The organism is Shewanella psychromarinicola (genome assembly GCF_003855155.1).
Taxonomy (GTDB): domain Bacteria; phylum Pseudomonadota; class Gammaproteobacteria; order Enterobacterales; family Shewanellaceae; genus Shewanella; species Shewanella psychromarinicola.
Window position 1 is genome coordinate 617,599 of the sequence record NZ_CP034073.1, and the last position, 12,971, is coordinate 630,569.

A 12,971-nucleotide genomic window follows, 5' to 3' on the forward strand; every position below is an offset into this window, starting at 1 on the left:
CTCGTTAAAAGTATTTGTATAAGATGTTTCAACATTTTACAAATACTATTTACTTATTTCATGTTTTACTTCACCAAAAACTCTCCCGCTTATATACTAGCGCCACTATTTGTAATTTTCTGGAATTATCGAGTGAAATGGTTTAAACGTTTATTAATTGCATTTTTTAGCCTATCACTACTGGGAGTTGCTGCTATAGCAGCCGCTTACTTTTATGTGTTACCTGATTTACCCGATGTTAATTCGCTAAAGACGGTACAATTACAAACTCCGCTGCGTATTTATAGCCGCGATGGCAAACTTATTTCTCAATTTGGTGAGAAACGCCGCATACCTGTAGAGTATGAAGAGGTGCCCGTTCAGTTAATCAATGCGGTACTCGACACCGAAGATGCACGTTTTTTTGAGCATAACGGTATTGATCCGATTGGTATTATCCGCGCAGCAATCATCTTGATAACGACAGGTGAGAAGAGTCAAGGGGCAAGTACGATTACCCAACAGGTTGCCCGAGGATTTTTCTTAACCAACGAAAAAACATACATTCGTAAAATCAAAGAAATATTCCTCGCGCTAAAAATTGAAAAGGCGCTATCCAAAAAAGAAATTTTAACGCTTTATTTAAATCGCTCTTTCTTAGGCAACCGCGCCTATGGTGTGGGTGCTGCTGCTCAAGTCTATTATGGCAAAGAACTTAGTCAGCTTACACTGCCAGAGATGGCAATGATTGCGGGTCTACCTCAAGCCCCATCTGCAGCCAATCCCGTTAGAAACCAAGAACGAGCCATATCACGTCGTAACTGGGTATTAAGCCGTATGCTTGAGAAACGCAATATTACTCAAGCAGAATATCAAGCGGCAATCAATAGCCCTTCTAGCGCAAAATACCATGGTGCTGAAATTGATTTATACGCTCCGTATATTTCGGAAATGGCGCGTGATTACATGACCCAAAAATACGGTGAAGAAGCAGCCTATACCAACGGTTACAATGTCTACACTACAATATCATCGGATTTACAATTGATGGCTCAAGAGTCATTAAGAGATAACGTTTTTGCTTATGACCAACGCCATGGTTACCGTGGTCCGGTTACGGAATTATGGACGGATACGCCGCTAAATAACGATGAGATTGTCGCTATTTTAAAACGCACATCTTCGATGCAAAGCATTATGCCTGCAGCAGTGCTGAGCGTAAAAGATCAACAAGCACAGGTGATAGATGACAAAGGCGAACTGATTACACTTGAATGGAAAGGCTTAAAATGGGCTCGTAAGTTTATCTCAGATAAACGTCAAACCTTACCACCAAAGCAAGCAGCCGATATACTCACCGCCGGCCAACAAGTGTGGATCCGCCATAATGGTAAGCATTGGCAATTGTCACAAATCCCAATAGTCTCGAGTGCAACCGTCTCACTTGAACCTCATGACGGCGCAATCAAAACCCTCGTGGGTGGATTTAGCTTTCGCAAAAGTCAATTCAATCGGGTAACCCAAGCTAAACGCCAATTAGGTTCCAATATTAAGCCTTTTATTTATGCTGCGGCATTAGAAAAAGACTACACCTTGGCGACGCTCATTAATAATGCACCGATTAACAAACCTGATACCCGTCAGGGCACAGCGTGGCGCCCTAAAAACTCACCCGATGTTTATGGTGGACCAACACGCTTACGTGTCGGCTTAGCTCAGTCGATTAACGTTATGTCGGTCAGAGCGATGCGACATACCGGTTTAGACGACACCATAAAAGAGCTGGTGAAGTTTGGATTTGATCCGAGTGATTTACCACGAAATGAATCGTTAGCGTTAGGGTCGCCGTCAGTGACACCATTACAAGTTGCCACGGCATTTAATAGCTTTGCTAATGGCGGTTATTTAGTTGAATCTTATTATATCGATCACGTGACCGACTCATACGACAACATTATTGAACAAACCATACCGACTATTGCATGCAGTAAACCAGAGCCCTCTGTTGTAGAACCTGTGGCTATTGATGACCCATTTGCTGCGATGGCTGAAGAGCTATCTCAACAAGCAGTAGGCCTATCAGCAGATACATTAGACGAAGAAACTGAGGTCGATTTACTGACTGCTGAACAAAATATTTGCAGTAACCCACAAGCTCGCTTTGCTAAGCGGATCATTTCTGAACAAACGGCATTTTTGATCACTGAAGCGTTAAAGAGCGTTATTTGGGGCGGCGGTGACTGGAGCCAAGGTACGGGATGGAATGGTACAGCATGGCGAGCGTCTAAATTAATTAGACGTCATGATATTGCGGGTAAAACAGGAACAACTAACGAGTCTCGAGATACTTGGTTCAGTGGTTTTAATCCTACACTTACCGCGACCTTCTGGGTTGGTTTTGATGATTTTGGTCGTCAACTCGGTCGCTCAAGCTGGGTGGCCAATGGCGACCCCGATCAAATATCGGGTGGTGAAGCTGGGGCGAAAACCGCAGGTCCTGGCTGGAATGACTTTATGAATAAAGCCCTCGCGGGTAGCCCGGAAGCGCCGGTTATTCCACCGAAGGGGATTGTCTCTGCACGTATTGATTTAGCCACGGGTAAATTAACACGTAAGACAGACCACACCACACAGTTTGAGTATTTTGTTGAAGGTACAGAACCCAAAGAATATGTCACCGAAACACCGCAAAGTGGTGATATCTTTATCGACAATGTTGCTGAAGATTTATTTCAATAACACCCTTTAAAATAAGCGGATAAAAAAAGCCATTCAGTCGAATGGCTTTTTTATGTCTGAACTGACCAACTATTGAGTGGCATCGGGCAGCAATAATTGATGTAGTTCAGCTAAATTACGGACCTGATAGCTTGGAGATATATTATTAGTCACAGGTGCATCATGATGATTTAACCAACAGGTGTCGATACCGGCATTGATACCGCCTAAAATATCAGAATGTAGGTTATCACCGACCATGAGTACTTGATGCTTCTCCGGCTCCCCCATTAAGCCAAACGCATGATGAAAAATAGCCACATCAGGTTTTGCTTTACCCAGTTGTTCAGAGATAACCACAGGATTAAAGGCACCTTGAAAGCCTGTGCGACTCAAGCGGATATTTTGTAACTCGGTAAAACCATTAGTAATGATACCAAGCTTGACCCTACCATTTAATGAGTCAATCAATTCCCGGGCACCGGGTAATGGCTGACAAATATCGGCCATTGCCGCCAGAAATTGACTGTTTAGATGTTGCGGGGTAACAGACAACTTTGTCGCCCAGTCATGAAACCGAGCGTGTTGTAAATGCGCAGCACTAATTACACCATTTTGGTATTCAACCCATAGTGGTTTGTTGACCTGCTGATAAACAGCAAAGTTTTCGGTGTTAAAATCAATATTAAATCGAGAGAACATTAATTTCAATCCCGCAAAATCATCGAAATGAAATAACGTTTCGTCAGCATCAAATAAAATCCATTTATATTTATTGAGCATATTTAACATCAATGAGATCCTTATTTCGTTCAAATAAATGGTTAACTATGGCAGCTAAGCGTTAAATAATGACTTTAACGCAGCTTCTTGCCTCAGTAGACTTTGATAAATAGTTAGCTGATTTATCGCGCGATCAAGATTATGGTTTTGGTGCTTGATCCCAAAATAAACATCACCATTTAAATAATCAGTTAAAAATCGTACCCCAAGCATTAACGGCATCACTTTAGTTCCTAGCCATAAACTGCGCTTTTCAAGCGGGGTAATGATGCCAGCGAGAGACGCTATATACGCGTTTGCCGCAGCAATAATGATCTCAGGTCGTGCATACACATTGCCTAAGTCAGTCGAGTCTTCCGGCTCAGGGGAACAAAAAGCCCGCACCATATCACCAAAGTCATACATCAAATACCCTTTCATGCAGGTATCTAAATCAATAATAGCCAGACTAGACATATCTCGACTATCAAACAGCATATTATTGATTTTAGTATCATTGTGACAAATCCTTAGCGGTAAGGCAGCTTCATATTGTACTAATTCTGCTAATAAATCCGTTTGTGCTAAGCACAAGTCCGGCCATTTTTTACACTGGACTAATCGACCGTTGACATCATTAACCATTGCATCATGCAATTGAGTGATACGCTGGGGTAAATTCAAAAAGTTGGGAATAACATCGATAATGTCATTGGGGGTTAAATCACTCAACGCCGCGGCAAAATGGCCAAAAGCTGCGGCGGCCAGCATGGCTTGTTCGGGAGTATCAACCACTTCAATCGTATCGCTATGGGGCAAGTAATCTATTGCTCGCCAAAACCCTTGCTCACCTAAATCTAAGTAAAGTGCACCTGAAACGGTGGCTATTGGACTCACCACTTGCAATGGATATTGCTGCTGTTGACGCTTAGTGAGTAAATGCTGACTAATATTGCTGGCATTTTGAATCATCACCTTAGGATCGGTAAATATTTGGGTGTTGATACGCTGCAAGACCATCGTTTTAGCGTTATCATTCACCAAAAAAGTCTGATTAATATGGCCATTACCCAGTGGATGAAGCGTACTATGCTCGCCCCTAAAACCAAACTGAGACAATACATTTTTGCGGATAAAATTAACCAATCACAACTCCAAACTCATCTTTATCATAGCCAAAGATAACCGACAGAGCTCTACTGTCTGATTATCTCCCTAATGGTTACTGGCTTAGTATCATTTCAAATTGAGGGTTTTGCATTAATGTTGCTTGGCTGCCCTTTAAGCTAAATTCATAACCACACAACTTAAAGCTACCTTTAAGCGCGACATTATTGACAATGGCATCTTTATCCAGCGGCGTAAATCTGGCTTCAGTGGCACTGTCCTGTAACCGATCAACCGTGAGTGGTCGATAACGACTACCATCATTAAATTCAAGGTTGGCGCAGGTTTTATCGCCTATGGCGCTGGCTAAATGCCACAAGCGTCTAGCATCACCGCGATCCCCTAACCAGCGTACAATCAGAACATCGCCGTCTAGTACTAACCAAAACCCATCCGGCAGTTTAATCATTTGTCGACTACTGGCTTGTTGTTGATTGATCATCTCATCAGCATGGTCAGTTTGTTCTGTCGCCTCGCCAGAAAAAACACTGATCAAGGCGGAAACTAAATATACAACCAAACCGGCAGCGACAATGGCAGCAGTAATTTTTCCGATTAAAATAAGCTTTTGCTGATGTAACTTGGCCACATTAAGCCAAGATTTTGCAAGCTCGGTAATCGACCCTGAATGCAATGCATCCTGATCAACATAAAGAGGCTGATTACTGCGAGCAGATGATGTAGAAAATGATCTGACTTGATCATCCTCCATTTTCTCATCAACGTCATGGTCCATGTGTGCGTCAGTTTGCTCGGAACTTGCCTGCTGCACCACATCATCATTTAATTGATATTTTTCTGTCTCGAAAGAATCTGGCTCAACCGAACCCGTAAAGTTCACTTCATCATCCGTTATCTCTGTTGATGAAAATGTACTCTCTGGCATAGTATGAACAGGCATAACCCGCCTTTTCATTACCGGTTCTTGTCGGTGATGTACCGAGCCCGCAAAAGATACTGGCACCATACTGGGTCCATTATAGCCTTGCACATAATTAATCTTACTTTTAGCCGGCATAAAGGCCAAATAGCCACCACAAGCTAGGCCAAACAAAAACACTCCTGCGAGTGCGCCCAAAGGCGCCATAAAGTAAGTCAATATGCCAAAAAGGCCCACAGGAACGACACAAACCATCGCCAATTTAATCGATTTATTGACGTCATTTAGGCGACGAACAGCAGACAAACCAACAATAGGCATTATCGTTAGCGTCACAACCCAATTAATTACACTCGCCGGGAATACGATAGCAGCGACAGTTAACAACAAAAATGCTGCTAATATAATTATCATTAACCTTAAGCCTGTGTCACGACCATCTCGGCACAGTAGGGGTTTTACAAACATCAATCATTCCTATTAATTTACAAAAAAATCAAAACAGCTGGCTACATAACAGAAATCGTCGGTGATTCTACACCGCTATTACAAGGTTAAAGGATTGTTGTTATCATCAAAATCGACAACCGCTATTAATAGCCCAAAGCCTACAGAATTTATCTTATAAAGCCAGACCCAAGCTAGATTTTGGTTTACTTTTTTATTCCTACTTTTGCAAGTCACTTTTATCCATCTTATCGCGATAAGACTCATCAGCAATCTCTATGATTGCGCTAGCATAACCCTACCGTTAACGAGTATAATGTTAAGCTTTCTTAATGAATAATCGGATGAGCAACCTTATTTATGAGCACTCGTGGAAATCTTTTTATTGTGTCAGCCCCTAGTGGCGCAGGTAAATCATCACTTATATCAGCACTATTAAAAGATAAACCCAGCGATAAACAGGTTTCTGTGTCACATACGACCCGTAAACCTCGCCTTGGCGAAGTCGATGGACAGCATTATCATTTCGTGTCTATTGAGCAATTTAAAGCATTAATTGCCCAAAATGCCTTTCTTGAATGGGCCGAAGTCTTTGGCAATTTTTATGGCACCTCCAAGCGCGTCATCGAACAAACCTTAGATAAAGGTATCGATGTATTTCTTGATATTGATTGGCAAGGCGCAGAGCAAGTTAAAAAATTGATGAAAACGGCATTAGGGGTGTTTATTTTACCGCCGTCTAAGTCCGAGCTTGAACGCCGTTTAACCGGTCGAGGCCAAGACAGTCAACAAGTGATTGATTCACGTATGGCACAAGCCGTTTCTGAAATGTCACATTACGCTCAATATGACTTTGTGATTGTAAATGATGATTTTGATGACGCATTGGTCGATTTAAGCGCCATTATCCGCAGTCAACGATTAACCTGTGCTAGTCAGCAGTATGCCCACAATGATATGATTACTGATCTCTTGGCAGATTAATTGTCATAGTGTACAATTTTGCGTCCTTTTTTCCCAATAGATAACACTGGAGTTTCAACACATGGCTCGCGTAACTGTAGAAGACGCCGTAAACAAAATCGGCAACCGTTTTGATATGATCCTGGTTGCAGCGCGTCGTGCACGCCAAATCGCCGTCCAAGGTAAAGAACCTATGGTTGATGAGATGAATGATAAACCAACGGTTGTCGCATTACGTGAAATCGAATTAGGTTTAGTCACCTCAAATACTTTAGATGCTGATGAGCGCCAAACTGTTCGTGAACGTGAAGCAGCTGAAATTGCCGCTGTCGCAGCCATTGCAGAAGGCCGCGTTTTATAAGGAGTAGCGCCACTTGTATCTGTTTGAAGGTCTAAAAGAGTCAGCATCCAGCTATTTAGAGCCGGATCAAGTAGAATTACTCAAGCAGGCCTATTTGGTTGCGCGTGATGCCCACGAAGGGCAAATGCGCACAAGTGGCGAGCCTTACATTACCCATCCCGTTGCGGTTAGCCGCATCTTGGCAGACATGCGTCTCGATCATGAGTCGCTTATGGCTGCCTTACTTCATGACACCATCGAAGATACACCTGTCACCAAAGAAGAACTCTCTGAGTTATTTGGTGTTGCTGTTGCAGAACTCGTGGAAGGTGTATCAAAGCTTGATAAAATCAAGTTTCGTGATAGAAAAGAAGCCCAAGCGGAAAACTTCCGTAAAATGATGATGGCAATGACTCAAGATATTCGAGTGATCCTCATCAAATTGGCTGATCGAACCCACAACATGCGTACTTTAGGCGCACTTCGCCCTGATAAACGCCGTCGTATTGCTAGTGAAACCCTAGAAATCTACGCCCCAATTGCTAATCGATTAGGTATTCACAATATCAAAATCGAACTTGAAGACTTAGGTTTTCAAGCCTATTACCCTATGCGCCATAGAGTGATCCGCGATGTTGTCAAAGCGGCCAGGGGTAATCGTAAAGAACTGATTAATAGTATTGAAGTTGCTATTGAAAAACGCCTTGAAGAGGCTGGAATACCCACAAAAGTTAAAGGCCGTGAAAAAAACCTCTACTCGATTTATCGAAAAATGCGCAGTAAAGAACTGCAATTTCAAGAGGTCATGGATATCTATGCGTTCCGCGTTATTGTTGACTCTATCGATACCTGTTATCGCGTTTTAGGCGCTATGCACGGATTATACAAGCCGCGCCCTGGACGTTTTAAAGATTATATCGCTATTCCAAAAGCCAACGGTTATCAATCATTGCACACATCATTATTTGGTCCTCATGCGGTTCCTGTTGAAGTGCAAATTCGCACTGAAGAAATGGATCAAATGGCCGACAAAGGTGTCGCTGCACATTGGATGTATAAAAATAAGATTGATTCGGCTCAGCAAAGTACCTCTCAAGTTCGTGCTCACCGATGGATGCAAAGTTTGCTGGAATTGCAGCAAAGCGCCAGCAGCTCATTTGAATTTGTTGAAAACGTTAAAACAGAGCTATTTCCTGAAGAAATTTATGTGTTTACCCCAGAAGGCCGTATTTTAGAATTGCCGGTTAATGCCACAGCTGTCGACTTTGCCTACGAAGTGCATACTGATGTGGGTAATACCTGCGTGGGAGCGAGAGTCAATCGCCAAGCTTATCCTCTGAGCCAGCCACTGATCTCTGGGCAAACGGTTGAAATTATTACCGCTAAAGGCGCTCGTCCTAATGCTGCATGGTTAAACTTTGTGGTCACCGGTAAAGCTCGTGGTAAAATTAGGCAAGTATTGAAGAGCCTTAAAGGTGATAACGCCATTGCATTAGGTAAGCGTTTGTTAAACCATGCCTTGGGTGATACTAAACTTGAGAATATTCCAGCCGATTTACTTGAAAAAGTGATTAAAGAAACCAAACATACTTCGCTGGACTCATTACTGGCCGATATTGGCTTAGGTAATGCCATGAGTATTGTGATTGCCCAACGTTTATTAGGCCAACAGCTAGACGCTCACGATCATAATAAAGAAACCTTGCAGATGCCAATTCGTGGCGCTGAAGGTATGTTGGTGACCTACGCTAATTGTTGTCGCCCTATCCCTGGCGATGCCGTCATTGCCCATGTGAGTCCAGGCAAAGGTTTAGTGGTTCACATGGAAAGCTGTGCCAATATTCGTGGCTATCAAGGCGAGCCTGATAAGTACATATCAGTGCATTGGGACAACGTAGAAGGCGCAGAGTACCAAGCTAATCTGCGCGTCGAAATTGTTAACCATCAAGGTGCGCTGGCTAAAATCACCTCGATTATCGCTTCAGCTGGGTCAAATATTCACAATCTCAGCACTGAAGAACGTGATGGCCGAGTGTATTTGATTAATTTACGTATTTCAGTTAAAGATCGTGTCCATCTTGCCAACGTAATGCGCAGGATACGCGTTTTACCTGAAGTATTACGCACCTCGCGTAATCGCTAGTCACTGATCACAATAAAGAGAACACAACATGGCTGAAAAAATTATCATCGCAACCGACAAAGCCCCACAAGCAATTGGCACTTACTCACAAGCCGTTAAAGTCGGCAGTACCGTTTATCTTTCAGGTCAAATTCCATTAGATCCAAAAACCATGACCATGGTAAGCGATGATTTTGCTGAACAAGTCGTGCAAGTTTTCGAAAATTTATCTGCGGTATGCGAAGCTGCAGGCGGAAAAATGAGTGATATCGTTAAGTTAAATATCTTCCTGACCGATCTGTCTCATTTCGCCACAGTTAATGAAATTATGAGCCGTTATTTTCAACAGCCTTACCCTGCTCGTGCCGCTATTGGCATCAAAGCGTTACCAAAAGGGTCATTGGTTGAAATGGACGGAATAATGGAAATCTAAGCCCAACGGTATAATATTGTTTAAAGGCGCCTAGAGCGCCTTTTTTATTATCTGTGGGCCCCCCTATTGTAGAGTATTTACTCAATACCTATTGTTAATTCAGCAGATCCTGCTAACGTGTTGATAATGTTACCTTGCACACATAGTGTGCAATTGTTTGCGCCAGCGCACAAAAATAGCCATAATAAGTTTATAAAGACCCACAATAACAATAAAGAACTATGGAAGCGTCTATGGAAAATTTAATTAAAACGCCGGTTGAGATGTTGTCTCATTGGGTTGATACACAAGGCGATAAAGTTTACCTTCGCCAGCCAATTGACGGTAAGTATGTGGATTTCACCTGGCGTGAAGTTCAACAAAAAATGCAACAAATTGCAGGTTCACTGCGTCATTTAGGTCTAGAACGTGGCGACAAGGTTGCTGTACTGTCTAAAAACTGCGCCGAGTGGTTTATTGTCGATTTAGCATTAATGTACGGTGGTTACATTAGTGTACCGGTTTATCCAACCGCGAATGCTGAAACCATTCGCTATATACTTGAACATAGCGGTGCCAAAGCCATCTTTACCGGCAAGCTCGATCATTGGGCTGAACAAGAAGCGGCTGTGGGCGGTGACATTCTCCGCTTAGCCATGCCTTATGACACTATGCCAGCTCAATATCATTGGCAGCAACTGTTAACGCTGGGTCAGCCGCTTGTTGACGAGCAGCTGCCAACGGCTGATCAAGTCATGACGCTCATTTATACTTCGGGGTCAACCGGCAAACCCAAAGGCGTGATACAAACCTTTACCAGCTATTGCTGGGCCTGTGAAGCGGTCATTCGTGATTTACAAACCAATACGACTGACCGACTATTATCTTACTTACCTCTGGCACACATTACTGAACGTGTGGCGATAGAAGGTTCATCATTCTATTCTGGAGCAACGATTTCTTTTGTAGAAAGCCTCGACTCATTTGTTGATGATATTCAGCGTTGTCGTCCAACGATATTTTTCTCCGTGCCGCGCTTATGGACGGTATTTCAATTAAATATCATCAATAAAATTGGCGTCAAAAAACTCAACACATTACTGAAATTGCCCATTATTAGCAGTATCGTTAAGCGTAAAATAAAAAAAGGTTTGGGTTTAGACCAATCACGCTTGAACGGCTCAGGTTCAGCGCCTATCCCACCATCATTACTGCAATGGTATAACAGCATCGGCATTGATATTTGTGAAGCGTGGGGCATGACCGAAAACTGTGCTTACTCGATAATCAATTACCCATTCAATGCCAAAAAAATCGGCACGGTTGGCCGTCCGGTTGAAGGATGCTTAGTGCGTCAAACTGAACAAGGTGAGTTATTAGTCAAAAGCCCAGGCTTAATGAGTGGCTATTACCTGCAAGAAGCCGCTACCGCTGCAGCATTTACTGAAGACGGCTTTTTCCTCACTGGCGATTTGTGTGAAATCGACGAAGACGGTTACATTGACATCACTGGCCGCGTTAAAGACAACTTTAAAACCTCAAAAGGCAAATATGTTTCACCGGTACCTATTGAACGTAAATTGGCTCAAGATTCACATATTGAGCTAATTTGTGTTATTGGTTCTGGCTTACCGCACCCTATCGCTTTGGTGCAGCTTTCTGAAGGTTCAAAATTACAGCCGCGCGAGGAAGTAAGAACCTCATTAAAAGAGAGCCTCGACAGTATTAATCCCAAGCTTGAGTCACATGAAAATATTGATGCCATTATAATCGTAAATGATGACTGGACCATTGAGAGCGACGTATTAACGCCGACGTTAAAAATTAAACGTCACGTTCTGGAAAAAGCATTTAGCGCCAAAGTAGAAGGTGTCCGCGGTGCTAAAGTACGTTGGGAAGACGAATTGTAATCACCCGCTAAATGATTAACTATCTTAAAAAAAATACACGCAATATGCGTGTATTTTTTTGACATATTCTGTCAATATACGCCCCATCAACTATTCAATGTTAACAATGTTGTTACACACCCTTACTTAGGCAGAGACTCTCATGTTCATTGCGTTAACCATTATCGGCGGTTTTATCATTTTAACCTTTGGTGCAGAAGCTCTTGTGCGCGGAGCCAGTGCTGTAGCGCTTCGTTTAGGCATTGCACCACTGATTATTGGCTTAACTATTGTAGCATTTGGTACTAGCGCCCCTGAATTGGCGGTAAGTGTAAAATCGGCATTAGCAGGTAACCCGGGGATTGCTTTAGGTAATGTGGTGGGGTCCAATATTGTCAATATCGGCTTAATTTTAGCTATTACCGCCCTTATTCGCCCTATTACAGTGCAATCTCAAATGGTTAAGCGCGACATCCCTATCATGATTTGCGCATCGGTATTAATGTGGTTTTTACTGCTTGATGGTGAAGTGAGCTTTATCGACGGTGCCATTTTATTCAGTGCACTTGTTAGCTATTTAGTGTTTAGTTATGTCAGCGCCAAAAATAATCCCGAAGATCTTGATCTTGATGCCAGCCCTCAACACCCAGGGTTATCAATAGCATTAATTATTATGGGTATCGCTATGCTGGTCGGTGGTGGCATATTATTTGTTAATGGTGCTGTGGATTTAGCCAAGCAATTTGGCATTAGCGAAGTCATCATCGGCTTAACTATTGTGGCGATTGGCACCAGCATGCCAGAACTTGTCACCTCGGTGATGGCTGCACTGAAAGGTCAAAGTGACATTGCCATCGGTAATGTGGTTGGATCAAACATTTTCAATGTGCTCGGTATTTTAGGCGCGACTGCGTTAATCCACCCTGTCTCCGCTGCCGGATTTAACCGAATCGATTTTATCGCCATGCTGATCTTTGCTTTCATGGTATTACCGTTTGCTTGGAGCGGCTTACGTATTGGTCGCCGTGAAGGTGTAGTGCTTCTAGCGGGTTACTTAGGTTACACCAGTTACTTAGTCATGCAGGTTGGGTAATTTTACGAAACTATTTGTCAGAAGCGATTAATAAACTCAATGCTAGCAACCGAATTGACGCCGCCAGAATCGCCAAACAAAAGGGTTGGTTATAATTAGCGGCTTAATATTGCCTTGTATTGAAAGTCTGCTAAGATACCTTAAACATATGTATATAATTACAGTGATTCGAAATTGACAGCTTGAAATTACAATGCTT

General features: G+C 42.8%; 10 protein-coding genes and 1 pseudogene. 8 read left to right on the top strand and 3 right to left on the bottom strand.

Features of this window, described 5'->3' with window-relative positions; translation table 11 throughout:
* Nucleotides 1-132: 132 nt before the first annotated feature.
* A complete protein-coding gene (locus EGC80_RS02570; protein ID WP_124013199.1) occupies nucleotides 133-2,718 on the top strand; it encodes a penicillin-binding protein 1A in 2,586 nt (861 codons plus the stop codon).
* A gap of 69 nt (nucleotides 2,719-2,787) precedes the next feature.
* On the opposite strand, the gene yjjG is transcribed toward EGC80_RS02570, so the two are convergent.
* The 3 genes from yjjG to EGC80_RS02585 all read right to left on the bottom strand — a co-directional run bounded on the left by yjjG (nucleotide 2,788) and on the right by EGC80_RS02585 (nucleotide 5,974).
* Nucleotides 2,788-3,489, bottom strand: coding sequence for a pyrimidine 5'-nucleotidase (gene yjjG, locus EGC80_RS02575; RefSeq protein ID WP_124013198.1), 702 nt, complete (start codon nucleotides 3,487-3,489; stop codon nucleotides 2,788-2,790).
* A gap of 45 nt (nucleotides 3,490-3,534) precedes the next feature.
* Entirely contained in the window at nucleotides 3,535-4,605 is a 1,071-nt protein-coding gene (locus EGC80_RS02580; RefSeq protein ID WP_124013197.1) for an aminoglycoside phosphotransferase family protein, read from the bottom strand.
* A 76-nt stretch (nucleotides 4,606-4,681) separates the two neighbouring features.
* A complete protein-coding gene (locus EGC80_RS02585) occupies nucleotides 4,682-5,974 on the bottom strand; it encodes a DUF805 domain-containing protein (RefSeq protein ID WP_124013196.1) in 1,293 nt (430 codons plus the stop codon).
* A gap of 339 nt (nucleotides 5,975-6,313) precedes the next feature.
* On the opposite strand from EGC80_RS02585, the gene gmk reads away from it, so the two are divergent.
* The 7 genes and pseudogenes from gmk to EGC80_RS02620 form a co-directional block, all read left to right on the top strand.
* Complete coding sequence (gene gmk / locus EGC80_RS02590; RefSeq protein ID WP_124013195.1) at nucleotides 6,314-6,937, top strand: guanylate kinase; 624 nt, start codon at nucleotides 6,314-6,316, stop codon at nucleotides 6,935-6,937.
* Between the two features lie 61 nt (nucleotides 6,938-6,998).
* On the top strand, nucleotides 6,999-7,277 hold the full coding sequence (gene rpoZ, locus EGC80_RS02595; RefSeq protein WP_011635854.1) for a DNA-directed RNA polymerase subunit omega: 279 nt from the start codon (nucleotides 6,999-7,001) through the stop codon (nucleotides 7,275-7,277).
* 13 nt (nucleotides 7,278-7,290) lie between these two features.
* Entirely contained in the window at nucleotides 7,291-9,399 is a 2,109-nt protein-coding gene (spoT, locus tag EGC80_RS02600) for a bifunctional GTP diphosphokinase/guanosine-3',5'-bis pyrophosphate 3'-pyrophosphohydrolase (RefSeq protein ID WP_124013194.1), read from the top strand.
* A gap of 28 nt (nucleotides 9,400-9,427) precedes the next feature.
* Nucleotides 9,428-9,811, top strand: a complete 384-nt coding sequence (locus tag EGC80_RS02605) for a RidA family protein (RefSeq protein WP_101033074.1) — start codon at nucleotides 9,428-9,430, stop codon at nucleotides 9,809-9,811.
* Nucleotides 9,812-10,044: 233 nt separating this feature from the next.
* Nucleotides 10,045-11,700, top strand: a complete 1,656-nt coding sequence (locus EGC80_RS02610; protein WP_101033075.1) for an AMP-binding protein — start codon at nucleotides 10,045-10,047, stop codon at nucleotides 11,698-11,700.
* A gap of 142 nt (nucleotides 11,701-11,842) precedes the next feature.
* Entirely contained in the window at nucleotides 11,843-12,772 is a 930-nt protein-coding gene (locus tag EGC80_RS02615) for a calcium/sodium antiporter (RefSeq protein WP_124013193.1), read from the top strand.
* Between the two features lie 2 nt (nucleotides 12,773-12,774).
* Nucleotides 12,775-12,867: pseudogene (locus EGC80_RS02620) on the top strand (DNA-binding response regulator); the annotation flags it as partial.
* Between the last annotated feature and the right edge of the window lie 104 nt (nucleotides 12,868-12,971).